The sequence below is a fragment of the Lactiplantibacillus sp. C232 genome (assembly GCF_023806725.1).
GTDB lineage: Bacteria > Bacillota > Bacilli > Lactobacillales > Lactobacillaceae > Lactiplantibacillus > Lactiplantibacillus plantarum.
On the sequence record NZ_JAMSKZ010000017.1, the window covers coordinates 41,141 to 65,396 of the forward strand.

23 protein-coding genes are annotated in these 24,256 nt (G+C 46.1%); 16 read left to right on the top strand and 7 right to left on the bottom strand.

Annotation, left to right across the window (positions count from 1 at the left end; translation table 11 throughout):
* Positions 1 to 266 precede the first annotated feature (266 nt).
* The 5 genes from MZO41_RS13900 to MZO41_RS13920 all read right to left on the bottom strand — a co-directional run bounded on the left by MZO41_RS13900 (position 267) and on the right by MZO41_RS13920 (position 5,004).
* A complete protein-coding gene (locus tag MZO41_RS13900; RefSeq protein ID WP_013355346.1) occupies positions 267 to 1,688 on the bottom strand; it encodes a DASS family sodium-coupled anion symporter in 1,422 nt (473 codons plus the stop codon).
* A gap of 103 nt (positions 1,689 to 1,791) precedes the next feature.
* Complete coding sequence (locus MZO41_RS13905) at positions 1,792 to 2,118, bottom strand: metal-sulfur cluster assembly factor (RefSeq protein ID WP_003596658.1); 327 nt, start codon at positions 2,116 to 2,118, stop codon at positions 1,792 to 1,794.
* A 63-nt stretch (positions 2,119 to 2,181) separates the two neighbouring features.
* The gene (gene ttdB, locus MZO41_RS13910; protein ID WP_003641290.1) at positions 2,182 to 2,793 is read right to left on the bottom strand and encodes a L(+)-tartrate dehydratase subunit beta; all 612 of its coding nucleotides are present in this window, start codon (positions 2,791 to 2,793) and stop codon (positions 2,182 to 2,184) included.
* The gene (gene ttdA, locus MZO41_RS13915; RefSeq protein ID WP_022638288.1) at positions 2,790 to 3,722 is read right to left on the bottom strand and encodes a L(+)-tartrate dehydratase subunit alpha; all 933 of its coding nucleotides are present in this window, start codon (positions 3,720 to 3,722) and stop codon (positions 2,790 to 2,792) included. The genes ttdB and ttdA overlap by 4 nt, the downstream gene beginning before the upstream one ends.
* A 256-nt stretch (positions 3,723 to 3,978) precedes the next feature.
* Entirely contained in the window at positions 3,979 to 5,004 is a 1,026-nt protein-coding gene (locus MZO41_RS13920; RefSeq protein ID WP_013355348.1) for a helix-turn-helix transcriptional regulator, read from the bottom strand.
* A gap of 236 nt (positions 5,005 to 5,240) precedes the next feature.
* Here MZO41_RS13920 and MZO41_RS13925 point away from each other — a divergent pair, with 236 nt between their 5' ends.
* The 4 genes from MZO41_RS13925 (at position 5,241) to MZO41_RS13940 (ending at position 8,962) form a co-directional block, all read left to right on the top strand.
* On the top strand, positions 5,241 to 6,083 hold the full coding sequence (locus MZO41_RS13925; RefSeq protein ID WP_013355349.1) for a triphosphoribosyl-dephospho-CoA synthase: 843 nt from the start codon (positions 5,241 to 5,243) through the stop codon (positions 6,081 to 6,083).
* 331 nt (positions 6,084 to 6,414) lie between these two features.
* Complete coding sequence (locus MZO41_RS13930; protein ID WP_003645514.1) at positions 6,415 to 7,152, top strand: metal ABC transporter ATP-binding protein; 738 nt, start codon at positions 6,415 to 6,417, stop codon at positions 7,150 to 7,152.
* Positions 7,152 to 8,024 carry a metal ABC transporter permease gene (locus tag MZO41_RS13935; RefSeq protein WP_016511596.1) on the top strand — a complete coding sequence of 291 codons (873 nt, stop codon included), beginning with the start codon at positions 7,152 to 7,154 and terminating at the stop codon, positions 8,022 to 8,024. Before MZO41_RS13930 ends, MZO41_RS13935 begins: the two co-directional genes overlap by 1 nt.
* The gene (locus tag MZO41_RS13940; protein ID WP_022638287.1) at positions 8,021 to 8,962 is read left to right on the top strand and encodes a metal ABC transporter solute-binding protein, Zn/Mn family; all 942 of its coding nucleotides are present in this window, start codon (positions 8,021 to 8,023) and stop codon (positions 8,960 to 8,962) included. The genes MZO41_RS13935 and MZO41_RS13940 overlap by 4 nt, the downstream gene beginning before the upstream one ends.
* 111 nt (positions 8,963 to 9,073) lie before the next feature.
* Here MZO41_RS13940 and MZO41_RS13945 read toward each other — a convergent pair whose 3' ends face one another.
* Positions 9,074 to 9,385 carry a hypothetical protein gene (locus MZO41_RS13945; RefSeq protein WP_003641297.1) on the bottom strand — a complete coding sequence of 104 codons (312 nt, stop codon included), beginning with the start codon at positions 9,383 to 9,385 and terminating at the stop codon, positions 9,074 to 9,076.
* 396 nt (positions 9,386 to 9,781) lie between these two features.
* Between MZO41_RS13945 and MZO41_RS13950 the strand changes: the two genes are divergently transcribed.
* Positions 9,782 to 10,711: an L-lactate dehydrogenase gene (locus MZO41_RS13950; protein WP_003644108.1), complete on the top strand. Its 930-nt coding sequence runs from the start codon at positions 9,782 to 9,784 to the stop codon at positions 10,709 to 10,711.
* Positions 10,712 to 10,742: 31 nt separating this feature from the next.
* Entirely contained in the window at positions 10,743 to 12,161 is a 1,419-nt protein-coding gene (locus MZO41_RS13955) for an anion permease (RefSeq protein ID WP_013355352.1), read from the top strand.
* 76 nt (positions 12,162 to 12,237) lie between these two features.
* On the opposite strand, the gene MZO41_RS13960 is transcribed toward MZO41_RS13955, so the two are convergent.
* A complete protein-coding gene (locus MZO41_RS13960; RefSeq protein WP_003641300.1) occupies positions 12,238 to 13,200 on the bottom strand; it encodes a sugar-binding transcriptional regulator in 963 nt (320 codons plus the stop codon).
* A 195-nt stretch (positions 13,201 to 13,395) separates the two neighbouring features.
* Between MZO41_RS13960 and MZO41_RS13965 the strand changes: the two genes are divergently transcribed.
* From MZO41_RS13965 to MZO41_RS14010, 10 genes are all read left to right on the top strand, one after another.
* Positions 13,396 to 14,556 carry an NAD(P)-dependent malic enzyme gene (locus MZO41_RS13965; protein ID WP_022638286.1) on the top strand — a complete coding sequence of 387 codons (1,161 nt, stop codon included), beginning with the start codon at positions 13,396 to 13,398 and terminating at the stop codon, positions 14,554 to 14,556.
* A gap of 17 nt (positions 14,557 to 14,573) precedes the next feature.
* The gene (gene citC / locus MZO41_RS13970; RefSeq protein ID WP_013355354.1) at positions 14,574 to 15,629 is read left to right on the top strand and encodes a [citrate (pro-3S)-lyase] ligase; all 1,056 of its coding nucleotides are present in this window, start codon (positions 14,574 to 14,576) and stop codon (positions 15,627 to 15,629) included.
* Positions 15,619 to 15,909, top strand: coding sequence for a citrate lyase acyl carrier protein (gene citD / locus MZO41_RS13975; protein WP_003641303.1), 291 nt, complete (start codon positions 15,619 to 15,621; stop codon positions 15,907 to 15,909). Before citC ends, citD begins: the two co-directional genes overlap by 11 nt.
* Complete coding sequence (citE, locus tag MZO41_RS13980; protein ID WP_003644111.1) at positions 15,909 to 16,823, top strand: citrate (pro-3S)-lyase subunit beta; 915 nt, start codon at positions 15,909 to 15,911, stop codon at positions 16,821 to 16,823. Before citD ends, citE begins: the two co-directional genes overlap by 1 nt.
* Positions 16,813 to 18,351 (top strand): citrate lyase subunit alpha, encoded by a 1,539-nt coding sequence (gene citF, locus MZO41_RS13985; protein ID WP_003641305.1) that lies wholly within the window; start codon positions 16,813 to 16,815, stop codon positions 18,349 to 18,351. The genes citE and citF overlap by 11 nt, the downstream gene beginning before the upstream one ends.
* A 335-nt stretch (positions 18,352 to 18,686) precedes the next feature.
* Positions 18,687 to 18,923, top strand: coding sequence for a flagellar biosynthetic protein FlhB (locus MZO41_RS13990; protein WP_013355355.1), 237 nt, complete (start codon positions 18,687 to 18,689; stop codon positions 18,921 to 18,923).
* 492 nt (positions 18,924 to 19,415) lie between these two features.
* On the top strand, positions 19,416 to 20,798 hold the full coding sequence (locus MZO41_RS13995) for a class II fumarate hydratase (protein ID WP_003641313.1): 1,383 nt from the start codon (positions 19,416 to 19,418) through the stop codon (positions 20,796 to 20,798).
* Positions 20,799 to 20,970: 172 nt separating this feature from the next.
* Complete coding sequence (locus MZO41_RS14000) at positions 20,971 to 22,359, top strand: flavocytochrome c (protein ID WP_013355356.1); 1,389 nt, start codon at positions 20,971 to 20,973, stop codon at positions 22,357 to 22,359.
* Positions 22,360 to 22,523: 164 nt separating this feature from the next.
* Entirely contained in the window at positions 22,524 to 23,060 is a 537-nt protein-coding gene (gene citX / locus MZO41_RS14005; protein WP_003644113.1) for a citrate lyase holo-[acyl-carrier protein] synthase, read from the top strand.
* The gene (locus MZO41_RS14010; RefSeq protein WP_058906906.1) at positions 23,057 to 23,938 is read left to right on the top strand and encodes a LysR family transcriptional regulator; all 882 of its coding nucleotides are present in this window, start codon (positions 23,057 to 23,059) and stop codon (positions 23,936 to 23,938) included. Before citX ends, MZO41_RS14010 begins: the two co-directional genes overlap by 4 nt.
* The last annotated feature ends 318 nt before the right edge of the window (positions 23,939 to 24,256 follow it).

Here is a 24,256-nt window from a genome sequence, read left to right on the forward strand (position 1 = left end):
TTGGTTAGGGCGTGATGTTTGTATGATCAAGTCGTTAGTCAGGAGTAAGTTCACATTGTGCGCGTTAATTTTCATGAAGCATGCATTAAAATATGCCAGTCTTGAGTTTAAAAAGCCAGTTTAGGGTCACCGGCAAAAGTTCTGATTTGCGTAAACTTGCTCGGCTAGATCGTCCTTCCCCCAGAAATGGGCACTCAGCCCGGAGTCGGGAAATACGTGAATGAGTGTCTGAACCTGTCAAATGGTATAGTTGAAAAACAACTAGCTTACCAATAGCCTAAAAGTTTCATCCAGAGTGTGCCACCAACGCCCCATACTAATAGATAGAAACCACCAAGGCACAGATTCAGACGCCACCATTCGGACTGCGTTATGTAACCTGATCCGAACATAATCGAGGCGGGACCGTTGGCGTAATGGGTGGTCGAACTGAAAATGGCACCGTCAAAGCCTAATAGTAGGGCTGCTAGCATTGGGGGGGCGCCGGCTGAAATTGCCACACCCAAGAAGGCGCCGTACATGGCGGAGACGTGAGCAGTGGCGCCGGCAAACAGGTAGTGGCTGTAAAAGTAAACGAGCATCAAAGCTGCCAAGACCCATAGCCAACTGATTCCTTGCAGGGCCTGGCCCATAGTTTGTGAAAGCCATGGAATAAAGCCAAGACTGTTCAGTTTGCCAGCCATAAAAATAAGAATTGAAAACCAAACGAGTGTGTTCCAAGCCCCAGTTTCATGTAATAAGTCGTCAACGGATAATACACCGGTTAATAAGAGCAAAGTGACGGCTATGAAGGCCACTAAGGTCGCGTCTAGCCCAGTGAGACTAGCTGAGATCCAAAGAAAGAGGGCCAACATAAAAATACCGCCCATGAGTTTTTCGGCCAAAGTCATGGCCCCCATCTGCTCAAGTTCGTTGGCAGCCCACGCATGCGCGTTGGGTGTATTCTTAATTTCTGGCGGATAGAGCCAATAAATAATAGCTGGAACGCTAATTAAGCAAATAAGACCAGGTAATAGAGCGGCGAGTAACCAGTCCATCCATGTGATGTGAATCTGCATTGCTTGGGCCAAGGCCACGGCAACGAGATTTGGTGCCATCGCGGTCATGAATAAGCCACTGGTGGCAATATTACCATGGAAAGCTGACATAATGAGAAAACTACCAACCTTACGCTGCGTACCGTTTTGTGGGTCAGAGCCGTATGCTTTAGCTAAAGATTCAATAATTGGGAAGACGATTCCACCGGCGCGGGCGGTATTGCTAGGCGTGGCCGGACTAGTGACGAGATCGACACCAATCAGCGCGTAGGCTAATCCAAGGGTCTTTTTACCAAATAATTTGACGAAGACCAGCGCGACTCGTCGCCCTAGCCCCGTTTTTACGAAGCCTCGTGATAGGAAGTAAGCCATTGCAATCATCCAAACCGTGTTATCACCAAAGCCGGCCATGGCATCCGTCATCGAGGTAACACCAAGTAAGACACCAAGTGTGAGACCAATAATTGCGACACCGGCAATAGGTAACGGCTGGGTAATGCAACCAATGATAGTGCCAACAAAGAGAGCCAGCATGTGCCATGCTAATAGACTGAGCCCCGCGGGACGAAATGGCGCGCTCAGCCAAATAATCAAACCAATTATCAGCGGCCATGTAAGTTGCTGGTAGTTGACGGATTGTAATTTGGTCATCGAAAACGACCACCTTTCTAGTCAAACGTTAAAATCGTCTCACGGTGACTGCTGAAACTAGTCAGCAAATGATGCTAATCCGGACACGATTTCTAAATTAGAATTAATGCAACCCTAATGTCATTTTTGCTGCCCGTGACATTTTATCAAGCGACCAGGCCGGTTCCCAGACAAGGTTGATGAGTACCTGATCGATACCCGCGACGGTCATTAATGCGCTTTTGATATGGTCATTCAAATAGCCTGTCAGTGGACAGCCCATGATGGTCAGTGTCATGGTAACGGTGCAGAGCTTTAGGTCAGCATCGTAAGCAACATCGTAGATCAAACCGAGGTCAACAATGTTCACACCAAGTTCAGGATCGATCACGGTACTCAGAGCGGCTAAAGCTTGGGTTTTTAAAGTAGATTGTGTATCCATACTAATCATGAGAAAGACTCCTTTAGACCAACAGCCTAAGCAGGGTGATCCGCTTAGGCTGTTAATGGTCGGTTATTTAATGAATTTAACTTGTTCGTTGATTTTTTTAATCTCAGCTTCTTTACGTTCGTTGAAGATGACCTTGTTCTTTTCAAACAAGTTGTCGCCATTCGTATCGATGGAGACAATTAACGGACCGAAGTCTTTGACCTCACACGCCCAGAGTGTTTCGGGCATTCCGAGGTCTTTCCACTGGGCATCAACAATCTTATTGACGTGCAGGGCGGCATAAACAGCATTGCCAGCGGGGTAGACGAGGTGTAAGGCGTGATATTTCTTGCAGGCCCGTTCGGTTCCCGGTCCCATGCCGCCTTTACCAACGATTAGTTTGACACGGGTTTGTTTTACGAATTCTTCTTCAAATTTTTCCATCCGCATACTAGTCGTTGGCCCGACTGCGATCATTTCGTACTTGTCATGGCCGAGATCTTTAATGATCGGGCCAGCGTGGAGAATTGCTCGGTCTGTCACGTTAACGGGTAGGGGACGATGTTCTTCGACGAGCCGCCGATGGGCAACGTCCCGACAGGTTGTTAGTGAGCCATTCAAGTAGACGATGTCGCCGATACGAATGTCCTTAATATCGTCATCAGAAATTGGGGTGGTTAAGTGGTAAGTTTTCATGATAATTCGACTCCTTTGTTCAGTGGTAAGTCATAGTTTAGATCTGCGTCAAAGTTGATAAGTCCGCGCCGGTGTGACCAGCAGCCGGTACTAACAGCGACGCCAATTGTTGATGGGTGTCGGGCGGTATTCTCGACATTGACACCCATTACTGACTTTTGACCGCCAAACCCCTGTGGTCCCAGGCCAATGTGATTGATGCCGTCTTCTAATAAGTGTTCGAGTTTGGCAGCATTAGCGTTTGGATTTTCACTATCGACGCGCCGCATTAAAGCTAATTTAGAATTAAGCGCAGCCGTTTCAACGGATGTGGCGACGCCGACACCGACGAGTAAAGGTGGGCAAGCGTTAATGCCGTAGCTCGTCATGCGATCCATCACGAAACGGACGACGCCTTCGTAACCTTCACCAGGCATCAGGACTTTGGCAGCCCCGGGTAATGTGCAGCCACCGCCGGCCATGTACACGTACATTGAGATGTCAGTGCCATTACCATCAACTTGCAGAAAAATCGAGGGGATGCCGTCACCAATGTTCATACTGGTATTGTATTCGTCAAATGTCTGAACAGCATTATGTCGGAGTGGCGCTTTTTTTGTCCCACGATAAACGGCGTCTTTCAAAATTTGATTGAGTTCGCCTAATAGTGGGAACTGCGCGCCGCATTTAATGAAGAATTGTAATGCACCGGTATCTTGGCAACTTGGGCGTTTAAGTTTATTGGCAAGTAATTGGTTTTCCATCATCGTGTCGTAGACGAGCTTTTGGAGTGGATCGACTTCGATCTTACTGAGTTCTTCGAGTTTGGCAGTCACATCATCTGGTAGTCGATGACTGATGAGTGCAATATAATCGGCCAAAATGTCGCGCATCCGTTGGCCCTTAGTTGATAACGTTGGTTCGGTATAGTCGTATGTCATTGTATCCATAGCTGGTTTCCTCCTATCAATTTACAGCTACATTGTAAGTAACTGTGTGATACAAAACTAACCGCTACTCGCCAAGTTATGCCAGGTATCAGATTGTGAAAGTGATGGTAAGCGGACAGGTAGCCGGTTAAAAATGACAAAAAAATACCAAGGCCTTCTGACGAGTGATGCCGTCGTACCTTGGTATGACCCAATATTTGATCAAAATATCGGTAAGTTCAGTTGTTCGTAATCACAAAAATTGTTATGCCATTAATTATTGATTGAGCAGTGTTTTTAATTGCGCGATTTTTTGTTTGAGCGCCTGATATTCTTGAAAATGTAGTTTATACATGCAACTTTCACAAGCACTGAGTTGATCAGTACTTGTGAGTTGGGCCCAGTGATTGAGTTGCTTTTGGACAATGGTAGTTTGTGTGGGAGTGAGCGGTTGCTTGAACTGGTCATATTCAGGACGCTGCCCGTGTGACAAGTGTTGACGGTAACTGGAAGGTGTCTGACCAAAATGCTTCTTAAACATTAGATTAAAGGACTTGACCTCCTGAAACCCATTGGCTAAAGCTAGATCGGCGACCCTTGTGGTTGGGTTTTCCAGATCGTAGATGGCGTGTTGTAGTCGGCAGCGGGTTAGATATTCGTAAAAATTCAGGCCGAGTTCCGCTTTGAAGATGCGTGAGAGATAGGCTGGTGAATAGTGACTGATTTTTGCCGCTTCGTTTAAGGTAATTGGTCGATCGTAAGCCTGGTTAATGTAATCAATGACCCGGTTTAGTGAACTCTGCGCCTTGGGTTGGGGGTAAGTCATCGTGATTCCAGTATCAAAGAAATCGTGATGTAGCAGGTTCGTCAATTGAAAGTACAGGGCGTTCAAGTCAAAAATTGGCCAGTCCTGCTGATGTAATCCTAGATAGAGTTGTGCCAGAATTTGGCGAATCGTTTGGTAGTCACGGTGTTGGGGCGTCGTCACGCTGTTGAGTAGAAAAGCACCTGAACTGAGGTCGATGCCCTGACTAGTGTAGAAATCGGGCAGAATATGTAAACGGAGCGCGATACATTCTGGGGTCAAGGCAAAGGTGGCATGGCCGCGATTGGCATTGATCAAGATGAGGTCATTTGCGTGTAATTGATGGCGCGTCCCGTCAACATTCACTTCGACCGTACCTTGCAATAACCATAAGAGTTCGATTTGCGGATGCCAGTTGTAGTGGTAACTACCAATCATGTATGTTAATAAGTCAAATTGGACGGTTGGAGTGGATTGAAAATGCTGACTAGGTATCATGACAGTGTCCTCCTTAGGAATAACTTTGATTAGCTCTAGCTTACACGTTCAGAAGATGCTTGAACAGCAGTCGACAAAAGAATACAAAGAAAAATGACAAAAATTGACTAGTATCAGTTATGATGGAAATATAAGTAATGGTAACTGAATGTTGGTTGTGGTCACGCTTAATCAAGACTGAAAGTGACCCAGGCACATCATCGTTGTTAGACTAAGGATGAAATGGTGGAGAAATAGTGGATACGAAGATAATTGTCAATCATGCGCTACGAGCGCTTTTATACGAAGTGACGGTCAACCCTAAGCCCGGGCTGGTCGACCCGTTGTCGGCGGGTCCCCATCCAGACATGAACGCTTTTATGTTTATTGATAGTGCTTTGAGTCTAGCCCCCTACTTTAATGCTTGTGCAGCGGCGGGCGTCGCGTATACGGCTGTCGATTTGACGGGTTTGTTCAAGCAAATTCGGGGCATTGGTGTTCAAGCGGAACAAACCATGTTTGCGGCGACCAAGGGCGTGAATACCCATAAAGGGGCGGTGTTCTCACTGGGCGTGCTAGTGACAGCGGCGGCGTATCAGTTGCAGCACCCCGACGTCGACTTAGCAACGATTGTGCGCACGATGCTGGCGGGGTTAACGGCAAATGATTTTAATGATTTAAACACGAAGGATCCAACGACCTTAACTGCTGGAGAACGTCAATACTTAACATATGGCATCAAGGGAATTCGTGGTGAAGCCGAGGCGGGTTATCCGACCGTGATGCAAGTGGCACTACCCGCATTGAGACGTAGTCGTGGCACGATTAATCAGCGGTTATTAGACACACTGATGGCGATTGTCCAGGCGACGGTCGATACCAATCTGGTAAAACGGGCACACGACCCGCACGTCATTGACTGGGTCCACGACCAAGCACACCGCTACTTCGATTTAGGGGGAAGCCGCAGTGAAGCTGGAATGGCGTTTTTATGCGAATTGAATCAGATTTTTGTCGACCATAACTATAGTTTAGGTGGCTCGGCCGATTTGTTGATTTTGACGATTTTTATTGGATTGCAGACAGATATATTAGCTTAATAATGAGTGTCGTGATTGTAGGTGACGACACTTTTTTAATGCCAAATATTAATGGAAATTAAATGACGATTGCAATGCTTAGTTGATGAGTGGTCAGTGCTTTTTAGTGGTGATGGCATCGAAAGTCGTTTCAGTAGGTTCTGGATTAAGCTTTTAGTATGTTGGTTGTAACGCCTTGGTTAAGCAGAAATAGTATTAGAATGAACGAAAATTTAATACCAATTATAAAAAAAGTTAACTGCACCTAACAATTATTTGCATTAGCGTTAATTATCAGTTATGCTTATGACGATGTAGAAAACCGACTACCGCGATGAACGGAGGAAATGTGATGTTAAAAGTACAAAACCTCACCGTGGCATACAGTGACACACCAGTCTTTACTGATGTTGCCGTTAACTTTAACGCCGGCAAAATTACTGGAATCATTGGTCCCAACGGTGCGGGAAAATCAACGATGATCAAGGCAATGCTTGGTCTGATCAAATCCCAAACGGGAACCGTCGAATATGAAGGTCGTGCGCTAAAACAATTTCAAAAACAGATTGCATATGTCGAGCAACGTAAAGATCTCGACTTAACCTTTCCAATCAATGTTTTTGACGTCGTTTTGACTGGGACCTATGGCAAACTCGGACTTTTCCGCGAACCAAGCAAGGCGGATCGTCAGCGTTGCCAAGATGCACTTGAGCAACTTGAGTTAGCCGATTTAGCACAGCGCCAAATTAGTCAGCTCTCTGGAGGACAATTACAACGGGTCTTTGTGGCTCGAGCCTTAGTCCAAGAAGCCGATATCATTATTCTTGATGAACCTTTCGTCGGCATTGATTTACAGAGTGAGACGGCTATCATGACGATCTTGCATCAGTGGCGTGATGCCGGCAAAATGATTATTGTCGTGCATCATGATTTGAACAAAGTTTCACGCTACTTTGATGATCTCGTGATTTTAAATCACGGTATCGTTGATTATGGTCCCGTGGACGCGGTCTACACACCCGCAAACATTGAACGGACGTTTAGTGCTGATCTTTCGGCCGTCCTGTTTACGAAGGAGGAAACGCGATGATGCAATCAATTACGACCTTTATGGCTGCTTTGGGGAAGTATGATTTCTTACAAAGTGCGCTAATTACGGCTATTATGGTCGGGGTCATGTCAGGAATTATTGGTAGCTTTATTATTTTACGAGGCATGTCGATGATGGGCGATGCCATCTCGCATGCCGTTTTACCTGGTGTTGCGGTAGCTTATATGCTCGGTATCAACGTCCTAATTGGTGCTTCGGTTTTTGGAATTCTAGCCGCTAGCTTGATCGGATTCGTTGCGAGCCGTAGTAAGATTAAGACTGACACCTCAATTGGGATTGTCTTCAGTGCGTTTTACGCACTCGGTTTTATCCTAATTTCATTAGCTGAAAGTTCGACGAACTTGCACCACATCTTATTCGGTAACATTCTCGCTGTGAGTGATACTGATATGATGACGACGACGGTCGTGTTAGGACTAGTGATTTTATTCGTGGTCTTCTTCTACAAGGAATTACTGATTACGTCATTTGATCCGACCTTTGCGAAGACTTATGGTCTCAAGGTCCAACTGTTACATTACGCGTTAATGCTGGTCTTAACGCTAGTGACCGTTTCAGCGCTACAAACCGTCGGGATCATTTTAGTGGTCGCGATGTTGATTACACCGGCTGCGACGGCCTTTCTATGGACAGAACGACTGGCAGTCATGCTTGGACTGTCAGCCTTAATTGGGGTCTTGTCCTCAGTGGTGGGCTTATATCTCAGCTACACGTTGAACTGGGCTTCTGGTCCGGCCATCGTGCTAGTAGCGGCTATTTTCTTCGGTATTTCTTTCATCATCTCACCTAAGCAGGCCTTGTTGCCGACGCTTTGGAAAGGGCAAGCAGCAGCGCGACGGGTGACAGCATGAAAACGAAATTAATTGCACTGATTGGAGTCATCGCGATGGTTACCGGGATGGCAGTATTTCTGAATCAACGCCAGCAAAGTGCCAAAGCGACGACCACTAGTGCCAAAATCCGGGTCGTAAGTACGAACTCGATTCTAGATGATATGGTGAAAAATGTGGGTGGGCAGTACGTCCAAAATTACAGTATTGTGAAGCGCGGCACTGACCCGCATGAGTATGAACCACGGCCCACTGATATTGCGGCAACTGCCGAAGCTGACGTGATTTTTTATAATGGCTTAGACCTTGAAACTGGCGGTAATGGCTGGTTTAAAAAGTTAGTGACGGCTTCCAAAAAGGACTTTGACCACGATGTTTTTGCGGCCAGTAAGGGAATTAAGGTCAAATATTTAACGACGAACGTTAATGAGCCGGACCCCCATGCTTGGTTAGATCTCGCCAACGGGATTCAATATGTCAAGAACATCAACCGGACGTTGCAGGCCAAGGATCCTAAGCACGCCGCTGTTTATCAAAAGAATACGGATCGCTACGTGGCAAAACTAACAAAACTGCATGAGAGCGCTCAAACCAAATTCAAGCAGATCCCGACGAGTCAACGATTATTAGTGACATCCGAAGGCGCCTTTAAGTATTTCTCGGCGGCCTACCATGTGCCCGCTGCTTATATTTGGGAAGTGAATACGGAATCGCAAGGCACGCCAGCTCAGATGCGGACGGCGTTGAAGAAAATTGAAGGAACCCAGGTTCGAAGTTTGTTTGTCGAATCATCCGTATCACCGAAATCGATGAATAAGCTTTCACAGGAGACGGGAATCCCCGTTGCTAGTACGATTTTTACCGATTCGCTGGCAGCTAAAGGCAAACCGGGTGATACGTACTACTCAATGTTGAAGTGGAATCTTGATAAGATTTATGCTGGGCTGACTCGGTCGTAGTACTTGGGCCTATAATTCGGTTGTGTTGATGTCATGTGATATAAGTTTGTTCTAAAAAGGACCGTGGAAGTTAAATCTTCCACGGTCCTTTCTTTATTTTGAACTGCTAGTTTAGTCTTCCGATTCGAATGACAATTCCGTCATTGATAGTTCCAGATCATCAAGTACGTCGTTTTCACTCAGAAATTGTTCCCAGGCAGCCGGTGTTTGTTCGCGGGTATGGGGGACGATTTTATCATGAATATTGGCAATCACATCATCGAGCATCTTATCCGCTTGCCGGGCGATTTCAGCATCGTTATAGCGGCGTGCTGGCGCCCGGTCCTCATTTTTTCGATTCAGAAAATCGGTTGCTTTCTCCATAAAAATGGTAATAACTTGGGAGTTGTTTGCGAGATAGTCTTTTAAAGTTTCATTATCCAATGTATTAGTCCTCTCTAGTTTGAGTCGTACTTCTAATATACCACGCTAATCAGGTTTTAACTGTTTCAAGATCGGTTGGCGGGTAAAAAGTTTTGTAACTTGCGCAGATGTTTCGAATTGACGCCAATCAGGCAATTTAAACGCAGGATTGTAACTGCTTACGAAAATGATTTCACAAGCCGACACTTTAGAAATAGTTCACAATCAAAATAATTTTAAATGCTGCTACGCAGGCGTTTTAAACAACAATTATATTTAAATTTTTCAAAAAAATAATTTATTTTTAAAAAATTAGCAAAAATGAAAGCATTTGCGTTATAATACTTGTGAGTTAAGTAACTAAGTAGTTGGAACCACATGTGCAGCACACATTTTTGATGAAAGAAGGATATTGACATGGATAAGAAGCAACGCAAAGTCGTAATTGTTGGTGATGGCTCGGTGGGTTCATCATTTGCCTTTTCATTGGTCCAAAATTGCGCCCTAGATGAACTCGTTATCGTTGACTTGGTTAAAACGCACGCAGAGGGGGACGTTAAGGATTTGGAAGATGTTGCCGCCTTTACGAATGCGACCAACATTCATACCGGTGAATATGCGGATGCGCGTGATGCTGACATCGTTGTCATTACGGCTGGTGTGCCTCGTAAGCCTGGTGAGAGTCGTTTAGATTTGATTAACCGCAATACGAAGATTCTGGAATCCATCGTCAAACCAGTGGTTGCGAGTGGTTTTAATGGTTGCTTCGTTATCTCAAGTAATCCCGTCGATATTTTGACTTCGATGACGCAACGTTTATCCGGTTTTCCACGGCATCGGGTCATTGGTACCGGGACTTCCTTGGATACGGCGCGGTTACGGGTCGCCTTGGCTCAGAAGTTGAATGTTGCCACCACTGCAGTTGATGCTGCGGTACTTGGAGAACATGGTGATAGTTCCATCGTTAATTTTGATGAAATTATGATCAATGCTCAGCCCTTAAAGACGGTCACAACGGTCGATGATCAGTTCAAAGCTGAAATCGAGCAAGCTGTTCGTGGTAAAGGTGGTCAAATCATTAGTCAGAAGGGGGCCACGTTCTATGGGGTCGCCGTTAGTTTGATGCAAATCTGCCGAGCAATTTTGAACGATGAAAATGCTGAGTTGATTGTCTCCGCCGCTTTGTCTGGTCAATATGGCATTAACGATTTGTACTTGGGGTCACCCGCCATTATTAACCGCAACGGGCTCCAAAAAGTGATCGAAGCTGAGCTATCAGATGATGAGCGTGCCCGGATGCAACATTTCGCAGCCAAGATGCTGACCATGATGAATGTGGCATCATAAAAATGATGAGTAAGTATGAGGAGGAATTGAGATGACACTAAATAAGGTCAAGTATCGTGATTTTATTGCACCGTTATTGGTGGGCCTGATCATTTGGTTAAGTAGTCCTATCAAACCAGCCAGTGTTTCGATGAACGCATGGCATATTCTGGCAATTTTTGTGGCAACCATTATTGGTTGTATTACGCGGCCGTTACCAATCGCCGGGGTCGCAATCATTGGGTTGACACTAACCGTGTTATTGGGCATCGTGCCTATGGATACAGCGGTTGCCGGATTTGGGAGCAGTACGGTATGGATGATTGCGATGGCGTATTTTATGTCACGTGGTTTCATCAATACTGGTTTAGGTCGACGTGTCGCGTTGGTGTTTGTGCGGCTGTTTGGGAAACGAACGTTGGGTTTGGCATACGCACTGATTGGCGTCGATTTAGTAACAGCACCCGCAACGCCAAGCAATACGGCCCGTGCTGGTGGGATTGTTTATCCAATCATTCAGTCGTTAGCTGAAACGTTTGGTTCTGATCCCAAGGATGGCACACAAAGTAAAATCGGTTCATTCTTAGTGTTCGCAGAATTTCATGGTGATTTAATCACCAGTACGATGTTCATGACGGCGATGGCGCCTAACTTAGTTGCTGTCACGTTAGCCAAGAGTTTACACATCACGTTATCGTGGATGCAATGGTTCTTAGCCGGGATTGTCCCAGGACTTATTTGTTTATTGGTTGTGCCATATTTAATTTATAAAATGTATCCACCAGAAATTAAAGATACGCCCAATGCCAAGCAATGGGCGGATGATGAGCTGGCAAAGATGGGTAAGATGAGTCTTCCAGAAAAAATCATGGGCGGCGTCTTCTTGCTAGCCTTAGTCTTATGGATGTTATCCAGCTTTATCGGTCTCGAAGCTTCATTAGTTGCCTTTATGGCCGTCTCCTTGCTACTCGTTGCTGGAGTTCTATCGGTAGATGACGTGCTACACGAAACTGGTGCTTGGAATACCTTGGTGTGGTTCTCAATTTTGATCTTCATGGCTAATGAGTTGAACAAACTCGGCTTTATTCCATGGTTGTCTGGCGCGATTGGTGGTGCCTTGAAAGGCTTCAGTTGGGGCATTGTTTTAGCGGCACTCGTCTTGTTCTACTTCTACAGTCACTACTTGTTTGCTAGTGGGACTGCCCACGTTTCCGCAATGTACGGTGCCTTACTTGGGGTCGCGGTTTCCGCGGGAGCGCCAGCAACCTTTGCTGCACTGATACTTGGCTTTACTGGTTCGATCTTCGCTTCGACGACGCATTATGCGAACGGCCCGGCGAGTGTTCTCTTCGGTTCTGGGTATGTTACTCAGGGAAAATGGTGGCAGTTAAACTTTATTTTAGGTCTCTTCTACCTAGTCGTTTGGGGTGGCGTTGGCGCCCTCTGGATGAAAGTGATTGGTATTTGGTAGTCTGATTTTAAGCATAAAAACAGGTACCAAGCTGCCGGCAACGGTCAGCGTTGGTACCTGTTTTCGAAGAAGCGGATTATTTGGATAGTGGTGTGGCTTGATCTTCTTGGAGAACCCGATTCGCGACGGCTTCATCAATGATGATGTCAGTGAGTAATTGTCCGCGGAGGGCGCCAAGTAAGGCTTCGCTCTTGAACTTACTTTTGATGATGCCGAAACGACGCGGCACTTTGAGAATGGCGGGCATTTTAGCGCCAAAGAGTTTGTCGTGGTCGGCGTTCAGAATGTGACCATTGATGTCGTATGGCCGACCGTATAACAGGCCGACCACCGCCTGCGGATCAGCGCCACCCAGAATGGCTTGGCGATGTTGATGCCAGACGGGAATCGAGTCAATGGATGCTAAGGTGCCAATTCCGGCAAATAGCATGTCCATTCGGTCAAAGTTACTGATGGCCGGTGTAATGGCTGGTTCTTGAGCCAATGCTTGGTGTGCTTGATCATTAAACAAGTAGAGTGGTGCCGGGATGGTGACGTACTGTGCGCCGAACTTAGCGGCGGCTTTTTGAACCAACGGTGTTGAGCCGTTCGCTGCGTTCGTTTTCAGGTTATCACCCATAAACTGGGTGAACAGTAAGTCATCACGAGTGCTCGTTTGAAAATTATCGATGACGCTAAGGACAGTGCCACCCCATGCCACCCCAATTACATTACTTTGAATGATCTGGCGCTGGATTGTTTCGGCGGCAAACTCGATTACGTGGCGTTCATCGTCACTCGTGGTATCCGCGTCTTTGATAATATAAATATGTTCAATTGGAAAACGATGTTTAAATTTAGCCTCCAGCTCACTATTTCGTTCGATGGGGGTGTTAATGTTAATTTTGACTAGGCCGGTTGCCATGGCTTCGTCTAAGTATTTTGAAATTAGATAACGACTGACTTGGTATTTCTTTGAAATTTCAGCGATGTTGATTTTGGATAAGTAATAATCATGTGCAATTCCAATCAACAGGCGGCGATGATTCATATCGTCCATATCGATGACCTCTTTATCAACCTAAGATTTAAAATTTTAAAACTCGTTTATAATATTTTAAGTTTATTATACCAGAAAAGCTGACTTTTTAAAAATTATAAAAATCCAATCTAAATTTGATATTTTTAAAAAATGGTCGTACACTGGGGATAACAAAGTGAACGGTATTATTTTGAGAAGAGAAGGCAGATATTGATGGTAGAACAAGATGAGATTTTAAAGTTGCACGCCGCCCATACGGGGGTTTTGGACATTCATTCAGACCTTGCAGTGACCGATAAGGCTGATTTAGGTAAAGCATATACACCTGGTGTTGCGGTGATTTCCAAGCTGATTGCGGCGCATCCGGAATTAAAGGCAAAATACACGATGAGTGGTAAATTAGTAGCGTTGATCACGGATGGGTCAGCAGTACTGGGCCTCGGCAATATTGGTCCCGCGGGTGGTTTGCCGGTCGTAGAAGGTAAGGCACTCCTATACAAGAACCTCGCTGGGATTAATGCGATTCCGCTGGCGTTAAATCAGGTCAGCGTGCCAGCAATGGTGGCGACAATCAAAAACATGTCGCTCTCATTTGCGGGCATTCATCTGGAAGATATTACGGCGCCTAAGTGTTTTGAACTAGAAGCGGCCTTGAAAGATGAGCTTGATATTCCGGTTTATCATGACGATCAGGAAGGCACCGCAATTGTCGTGTTGGCGGGACTGATCAATGCCGCTCACGTAGTCGGTAAGTCCTTACGGCAGATGCGCATCGTTGTCAACGGCGTCGGCGCATCCGGGTTAGCTACAGCTCGGTTATTAGCAGCGGTCGGTGTCAAACAACTGACCTTGGTCGATGTTTACGGGGTCGTTACAGCGGATGATCAGCGGTACAACCAGTATCAACGGAATCTTGCCAAACAGTTGGGAACACCTGCACAACTAAAGGGGCAACCACTGGCGAAGGTCATGGCCGACCAGGACGTCTTCATTGGCTTGTCAGACGCCAACGTCTTATCAGCAGGGGCCGTCCACTTGATGAATCATGATCCAATCGTCTTTGCACTCGCTAATCCAGTGCCAGAAATCAATCCAGCAGTAGCTGAGAAGGCTGGGGCCACAGTCATTGCAACGGGTTCTAGCCAGTATCCAAACCAGGTCAATAATATTCTGGCTTTCCCGGGGCTCTTCAAGGGCTTACTCACAAATGGGGTCAAGCAAGTTGATAATGCGTTGCAGATCCAAGTGGCTCAGGCTTTGGCTAAGACCGTGTCGAACCCAACTGCGACGACGATTGTGCCGAGCGTCTTTGATTCACAAGTGGTACCGAACGTGACGGCGGCCGTTGCAACGTACGCGCAAGCACAGCATTAATCATAGGAGGTTGTCTGATGGCAGCGCAAGTTGTTGAAATGCAATTAAATAATCCGCACGAGCATGCCCAGTGGCAACAATTCTTAATGTCATTAGGGATTACTAATTTTAGCCCGCAAGAGGTTGAACATATTGATGTGACCTTAGGATTGATCGAGGATGGCCAACTTGTTGGGACCGGATCGTTAGCTGGCAACGTGCTTAAATATGTGGGTGTCTGTAATAAGAATAGTCAGCCGGGGGCCCGGTTTAATCAAATCGTGAGTGCACTGGTCAATCGGCTGTTTCAAGCACAGATCTTTCATATGATGGTATTTACCAAGGCCAAGTATTCAGCGAGTTTTCAACACGTAGGCTTTAAAGAATTAGCTCATTCGGATGAAGCGGCCGTATTAGAAAACGGCGCACCGGATATGACGGATTTTGTCAAACAGTTGCCGATGATTCCCAACCAAGCACAACAGCGTGTCAGCGCGATTGTCATGAATGCGAACCCGTTTACGCGGGGACACCGCTATTTAGTGGAACAAGCCGCGGCGGTCAGTGATTTAGTTTACGTCTTCGTCGTTGCGACAGATGCGAGTCTATTCCGTACGGCCGAGCGCGTTAAGCTGGTTCAACAAGGAACAGCCGACTTGGCCAACGTTCGGGTCGTCAGCGGGCAGGACTATCTCGTGAGTGCAGCGACCTTTCCAGCCTACTTCTTGGATTCAGCGGCGGGCGCAATTGAGGCGCAGACGACGTTGGACGCCCGGATCTTTAAGCAGCAACTTGCACCAGCACTGCACATTACGACCCGGTTCGTTGGTAGTGAACCGACGTCGCGGACGACTGCGATTTATAACCGAGTTTTGCAGCGTGAATTACCACCGGCAGTTGCTGTACGAGTGATATCGCGAACGACGGTGGCTAATCAACCAATTTCGGCGCGGACTGTTCGGCAACGGATTCAAAGCGGCAACTTAACTGAGTTAAACCAACTGGTACCGGCAACAACGGCCCAGTTTATAAAAAATAACCTAACAACATTACAAGCGCGAATTCAGAAAGGAATGAAAATTGATGGAAATTAAGACAACGGCAGTCGCCGGAACCTTGGAATCATCTGATATTCAAATTATGTTAATGGCGGGAGACAACGGCATTCAAATCGACCTTGAATCGGATGTTATCAAACAGTTCGGGGCACAAATCAAGCACGTGATCACGACGACGCTTCAACAATTGAATATCGATAATGTGAAGGTGCGCGCTGTTGATAAAGGGGCGTTGGACTGCGTCATTAAAGCGCGGACCATTACGGCAGCACAACGGGCGTTAGAAACCACGACACCAGCATGGGAGGTATTATAATGGCTGAAAATGAAGAACGCTTACGGCGGACAATGATGTTTGTACCTGGTAATAATCCAGCCATGGTAAAGGATGCCGGGATTTACGGTGCAGACTCGATCATGTTTGACTTGGAAGATGCCGTCTCAATGGCTGAAAAGGATGCGGCCCGGGTGCTGGTTTACGAAGCGTTAAAAACGCAAGATTATGGCAACGCTGAATTGGTCGTTCGAATCAATGGTTTGGATACCAAGTATTACGCTGATGATGTCAAAGCAATGGTCAAGGCTGGCATTGATGTTATCCGTTTGCCAAAAGTCGAATCGGCTACCATGATCCAAACGTTGGAAAAGGATGTCGCGGCAGCTGAAGCTGAATTTAAGATACCAGTTGGCACGACTCATTTGATGGCTGCAATTGAAAGCGCTAAGGGCGTGCTTAATGCCCCGGCAATCGCGGCAGCCTCGGATCGAATGATTGGGATCGCCTTGTCAGCAGAAGATTATACGACGGACATGAAGACCCACCGTTATCCTGATGGCGCGGAACTGGAATTTGCCCGTAACATGGTGCTTCATGCTGCTCGTGCCGCTGGAATCGCCGCGTTCGATACGGTCTTTACAAACATGGCCGATCCCGATGGCTTCTACCGTGAGACGCGGCATATTCATCAATTAGGATTTGACGGTAAATCATTGGTCAACCCTCGACAGATTGCAATGGTCAATTCAGTCTATGAACCAACCAAGGATGAAGTTATTAAGGCCCAAAAAGTCATCGCCGCGATTGAGGAAGCCCGGATCAAGGGTTCTGGTGTTATTTCCATGAATGGCCAAATGGTAGACCGGCCCGTTGTTTTGCGGGCTCAACGTGTGATGAGCTTAGCCAAAGTTTCCAACTTACTCGACGAGGAGGGCAATTACATTGAAAAATAGTGTAGACCGCGAATTACCAGCAGAATTAATGACGAAGTTAAATTACCAAGGTTTTGAGTCAACCGAAATCGGACATCCTGAAATTCAACGGGTGGCCCCCAAAGTTCACGTTTCAACAGGGGACAACAAAGTCGTTGATTCCGTTGCTGACGTGGTAAAAGCCACTGTCAAAGATGGTATGACGATTTCATTTCACCACCATTTTCGTAATGGGGATTTCGTCTTCAATCAAGTGATGCGGGCCATTATTGATGCCGGTATTAAAGATTTGACCTTGGCGCCATCCTCCTTAACGGGCGTGATGAACGATATGGTGATCGAAGCAATTAAGGCCGGAACGATTACGAATATTACTAGCTCGGGGATGCGGGGCTCTCTTGGGGACTTCGTTTCACACGGTGGTTTAAAGAACCCCGTAATCTTCCGTTCTCATGGTAATCGGGCCCGGGCCATTGAACATGGTGATATTAAAATTGATGTCGCCTTTCTAGGTGTGCCGAATGCTGACCGACTAGGAAATGCGAACGGGATGGCTGGTAAAGCAGTCTTTGGTTCCTTAGGTTACGCCCTGATGGATGCGCAATACGCCAACCAAGTTGTCTTATTGACCGATAATATTGTGGCTTATCCAAATACACCGGCCTCAATTAAACAGACACAAGTCGATTACGTCGTGCAAGTCGACCAAGTTGGTGACCCTGACAAGATTGGTTCAGGTGCGACGCGCTTCACCAAGGACCCAAAGGAATTGAAGATTGCCCAGACCGTTAATGATGTGATCGTGAACTCACCATACTTTAAAAACGGCTTCTCATTCCAAACTGGTTCCGGCGGTGCTGCGTTAGCTGTCACTCGGTACTTGCGGCAAGCAATGCTCGATAATCAAATCAAAGCATCGTTTGCACTTGGTGGTATTACGAAACCAACCACTGATTTGCTCGAAGAAGGGTTAGTTGATAAAGTCATGGATGTTCAAGACTTTGACAAAGGGGCGGCAGCATCGATGCACGCCAATCCTAATCAACAAGAAATTGACGCATCATGGTACGCTGACCCTGATAATAAAGGAGCGATGGTTGATCAATTGGATGTTGCCATTCTGAGTGCGTTGGAAATTGATACGCACTTCAATGTCAACGTCATGTCCGGTTCGGATGGCGTGATTCGTGGCGCCATTGGTGGACATCAAGACGCGGCTACGGCCAAACTGACCATTATCTCTGCACCACTTGTCCGTGGTCGGTTAGCGACGATTGTGCCAGAAGTAACAACCGTTGTAACGCCGGGGGACTCCATTGACGTGGTTGTGACGGAATACGGGATTGCAATCAACCCCCGGCGTCAAGACCTAGTTAAAGCACTCAGTCATGTCCCAGGTGTGCCGGTCTATACGATTGAAGAATTACAACAATTAGCCGAAAAGAAAGTCGGCCAACCCCAACCACTTGAATTTACAGATCGCACCGTTGCCTTGATTGAATATCGCGATGGCACGATTATTGATACGATTAAAGCGGTGAAGGACTAAAAGATATTGATGACAAAAATGACCCGGCTGATGACTAGCTGGGTCATTTTTATTTATGGTGAATTGAAATGAGTTAAGCAGGGCAGTTCTATTGTACGTGTGACCAATGCGCCTTATAGACACTTGTAGCGAACAGATACTGGAGACAAATAATATTTATCGGCTTGGGAAATGGTAAGATTTATTTGGTTGCTTAGACTGATAAGCAAGTTAATGAATATGTAGTACAATATAAATAGTTGTTCGTGTTTATATATTGAAATGCGTCGTTGTAAGGAGGCTTCACGCATACAATTGTTTGCAAAGAACTATAAGGTGATGCGGGTGATTAAGTGATGGAGCAATTTCCAAATTTTAAGCTATTTATTGATAAATATTTACCATGGTTAGCCGTTATTGGTTTTGTTGTGACGGTCAGTGTTAATGGTAATGTTTGGTTGTATTTTATGTCGGTTCTGATTATATTTGTCGTGGTTGCAATTATTGACTTGCTGTTTAAGTATTGGAACCATGCCAAGATTTTAGGTATCATGATTGTCCTTTTGGTGCTTGGACTATGGTTGAATCGCTAAGTATACTGTTAGATGGGGATATTCAGTTGGAACTGATAAGTAAACATAGCAATGTCTTTATCAAAAATATCTCGGCTAATATCAATTTAGTAGAGATATTTTTGTTTTAATTAGCGATGTCCTGAATTTTTAACATGATTCGGGACTGAAAAGGGCCCGACAGTTAGAAATGTTGTTTGTCAGCTGGTGTGCGTCCTATTCCGATATTGACTTTAACCTCCAGAGTATGCAAAAAATGACGATTACGAGTAAAATTGGTCAACAGAAATAAATCGGAACATGTGAATAAATAAACATTTTTATCAAACACACAGTTACCGCAAACTTTCAGCGCCAAACGACTGTTACATAAACCTCATAACTAATACTTATAGCTAAAACTGAGTTTGACTATAGCTATATGGGGGCGCTAAACTAGGTTTATAAACTAAATGTTATTTTTTTCACACACTTAGTAAGCGCTTACCAACACATTAATTGGAGGTTATCAACATGACAGAATATCGAGTTGAATCAGATACTTTAGGCGAAGTTAAAATTCCTGCGAACGCCTTATGGGGTGCTCAGACAGAACGGAGTCGCCATAACTTTCCGACTGGTACGAAGATGCCGTTGGAAATGATTCGGGCATTACTTCAAATTAAGCGGGCCGCAGCGATTGCGAATAAAGAAGTTGAAGCAATGACTGCTGAAAAAGCTGATTTAATCGTGGCTGCCATTGATAAGTTATTAGCGCTCGACGATGAAGATTTGCGTAAGGACTTTCCGCTGGTTGTTTACCAAACTGGTTCGGGGACGCAAACGAATATGAACGTTAATGAAGTGGTCGCACACATGGCTGGTAAGATCAATCCTGATATTGAAATCTTGCCGAACGACGATGTTAACCATGGTCAAAGCTCTAACGATATCTTCCCAACGGCGATGAACATTACGGCCGCAGTTGCCGTGGATAAGCTGATTGCCGCAGCGGAACACTTATTAGCGGAATTGAAGATCAAACAAAAGAAGTACTGGCGGGTAGTAAAGATCGGCCGGACCCATCTTCAAGATGCAACGCCATTAACTTTTGGCCAAGAAGTGAGTGGTTGGGCCAGTGCGATTGAACATGATATTGCCTACTTAAAACAGTTGAATCCAACGTTAGGCGAGCTTGCAATGGGTGGGACCGCCGTTGGGACTGGTCTAAATGCTGCCCCTCATTTTGCTGAAAATATTGCTGCGGCGATGAGCAAATTGTATGGGATTGAATTTACGGCTGATTCCAATAAGTTCTATGGTTTGGCCCATCATTCTGGCTTAAACGTGGTTCACGGGGCCATCAAGACCCTAGCAGCCGATTTGATGAAGATTGCCAATGATGTGCGGTTCTTGGCAAGCGGTCCACGGGCCGGTTATGACGAATTAAACATTCCGGCTAACGAACCCGGCTCATCAATCATGCCTGGGAAAGTTAACCCAACCCAAGCTGAAGCCATCACTATGGCAGCGGTACGAGTTATGGGGAATGACGTGGTCGTCGATTTAGCTTCTAGCCAAGGTAATTTTGAAATGAACGTTTACAAGACCGTTTTGATTGATGCCTTCCTTGAATCTGCTGAATTGTTAGCTGGAACGATTACCGGCTTCACTGACCGAATGATTGCTGGTTTGACGGTCAACCAAGACCGGATGGCAGAGTTAGTCGACAGTTCCTTGATGACGGTTACGGCATTGTCACCACATATTGGCTATCATGATAGTGCGATGATTGCTCAAGCAGCTGAAAAAGCGGGGACGACATTGCGTGAAGCAGCCATCAAGTCTGGCAAAGTAACCGCGGAACAATTCGATGAATGGATGGTTCCACTGGATATGACGAATATTGATGATTAAGCTAAAATAAGTATTGATCGGCGTTGAACCGTTAACGTGGATCAAGGTGGCACGGGTCATTGTTCCTAGACTTGGAATGGTGGCCCGTGTCCAGTTAACGACAATAATAAATGAGATTTTGGTTCCATCCTGGGGAATACCCCGGACGAATTGAGAGGAGAAGTGGCAATCAATGGCTGAAAAGTTTACATTTACACCAACCGCCTTAGCGGATCTAAAACCGAACTATGACGTAGTGATTATTGGATCGGGGGGCGCGGGTTTGACTGCGGCAATCCAGGCACATGAATTGGGCCTGAACCCGGTTATTTTAGAAAAAATGCCGAAAATCGGTGGTAACACCACCCGGGCTTCATCCGGTATGAATGCGGCGGAGACGAACGTCCAATTGCATCACCATATTGTTGATAGTTTTGGCGATTTCTACGGCGAAACCCTTAAAGGTGGTGGCGGTATGAATAACCAAGCACTGTTGAAATTCTTCACGGAACACAGTGCGCTCGCAATTGACTGGTTAGCAGACCACGGCATTAAGTTGGATGATTTGACGATTACTGGTGGGATGAGTGTGATGCGGACCCATCGGCCAAGTTCCATGGCTCCCATTGGTGGTTTCTTAGTCACTGAGTTGTTGAAACAAGTGGCGGCTGACCAGTTACCACTCTTCACAGATGTCAAAGTCGATGAACTAGTCGTCGAAGCCGGCAAAATTAGTGGCGTCAAGGCAACAACCCCAGATGGAGCTGTCACGATTACGGCTGGAGCCGTCTTGTTAGCAACCGGTGGCTTCGGTGCGAATAAGACCTTGTTAGGCCAGTATCGTGATGATCTTAAAAACTATCAGACGACCAATCAGCCGGGCGCGACTGGAGATGGGATTCTGTTGGCACAAGCTATTGGGGCTAAGTTGGTTGATATGGACCAAGTCCAAGTTCATCCGACGGTCCAACAAGATACAGATCATGCTTATTTAATCGGTGAAGCGGTTCGGGGCGAAGGTGCGATTTTGGTCGATAACCAGGGGGCTCGTTTCGTCAATGAACTCGACACGCGTAAGAACGTGACGGCCGCTATCGACCAACTGGGTGGTACTGGTGCCTACTTGATCTTTGACCGCGGTATTCGTGACCGGGTCAAAGCGGTTGAATTCTATGATCACATTGGCCTGGTAAAGACTGGGACTGACTTGGAAACACTGGCGACTGCGACAGGCTTAGACGCTGCGACGCTTAAACAGACGGTGGCTGACTGGAATCAGGCAGTCGCTAACCATAATGATGCGGCCTTTAACCGGACAACTGGGATGGATCGCGATATTGCGGCGGGACCGTTCTACTCAATTCACATTGCGCCAGCTGTTCACTACACGATGGGTGGGATTGCCATTAATCCAGCAACCCAAGTGTTGAATCAGGACGAACGACCGATTGCCGGCCTGTTTGCAGCCGGTGAAGTGGTCGGCGGTCTCCACGGCAATAACCGGATTGGTGGTAACTCAATCGCTGAAACGGTGATCTTTGGCCGTCAAGCCGGACAACAAATGTTCAAATATTTACAATAAGTTATTTTGACTAACCCAAATCAATAGTCCATGCGCTTGAGTAATCGGTGCGTGGGCTATTTTTGATTTGGGCTGTAGTTAGAGACCAAAGAAATTAGTTTAAAAATCGACTAATTTCGGTTAAGCTGGAAATATAACAAACATATAGGAAGAAAGTGACAAGCATGGCGACGATTTTTACAACCGGTGAACCGCAAACAATCACGGCAATGCTAGCAGCCCGTGATCAACGGGTCGCGTATCAGCAACAGTTGACAGCGACTAACCCCCGGGCCACGATTGCGGCGATCAAGTTGAATATTCCGGGACCGATTAAGAATAACGCTGCACTACGACGGTTGTTTTTGGCCGGTGTCCAGCGGTTTGAAGCTGAGTTGTCGACATACACGGTGGCAGCTGATTGGAATCATCCGGCGGGTAATGAGCGGTTCTTGATTCTGACGACTGACTTTGCGACTAGCAAACGGCTGGCGGTCGCGTTTGAAGAACACGATCCGTTAGGTCGCTTATATGATATTGATATCTTACAAGCGGGTTCACAGCGCGCGCTGTCGCGGACGGATTTGGGACTGCCGAAGCGTCGTTGCTTATTATGTCACCGCGAAGCCAAGGATTGCGCGCGTTCACGGCGGCATTCAGTGGCTGAGCTACAGCAAAAGATTGCGGCGATGTACATGAAGGAATTTGGTGAGCGCGGATGAATACACGTGATTTAGATTATTTTCGGGCGTTAGTTGATTGCCAAAATTATACGATGGTCGCCAAGCAGTTTGCGGTCTCACAACCGGCAGTGACTCAAGCAATTCATCGGTTGGAAAAAGAGTTTGCAGTCAAATTGGTGATTCAAGACCGTCGCCATCAACAGACAAATATTACCCGGGCCGGTCAGCTGCTTTACAAGAATGCACGCCAGATCCAGGCCAGTTTGCAACTTGCTCATCGCGAAATTCAGAGTACGTTACAGACTGATATTCGTTTTGGCTTACCACCAATTATTGGCACTTTATATTTCCCTCAAATTGCAGAAAAGTTACTTCAGAACGGGTTACTGCAACAGTTAAAAATAACGGAAACGGGCTCAGATGAGCTATTGCGTAAGTTAGTGCATGGTGAGATCAACATCGCGTTATTAGGGTCCTACTTACCATTTGATTTGCCGACAGTTCGTGCGGTTCGCTTAGGGGCACGGCTATTCAGTATTATCGTGAGTCCTCAAAATAGTTTGGCGAAACAAGCCGCCGTTAGTTTTAAGGATCTCGGTCAGGCACAGTTCATTGGATTAGATGGCAAATACGTGCACCCACAAGCCTTCCGAGCCTATTGTGACTTTGCCGGGGTACATCCAGAAGTTATCTACCGGACCCCCGATATCTCATGGGTCAAAGCCTTAGTTAAAGCCAACTTGGGCATTAGCTTACTGGTTCGTGATGTGGTTAAAGCGGATGATGGCGTCGTATGTTTGGAAATCAAAGATCAATTGCCGGTCAGCTTCAATATCTCGGTGGTCACACGGGCTGGGTACTTACCAACCACTGATGAACAACGGTTTATTGATCAATTACTTAAAATGAAGATTTAAACGTCGCGACTGAGCCATCTGTCTAAGTGAACAGCACGATTCCTTGAGTGGTTCAACTTTTACTTTGAGATTGACGTGTCTTCACGATTGTTTCATTTGGATATATCGCAATTTGTCGGGTCTATGATATTTAGTGTTGATGGATAAAATCCATCAACACTATTTTTATGTACAACAAAAGGACATATCGTCCTGTGCTATAATCAAGTCGACCAAAACCAATTGAAAGCGAGTGTCAGATATGTCCCAAGACCATTCTACTAAAGTACTGCTCCAAATTAAAGACCCAAATATTACTGATTTAGTTGTTCAAGAAGC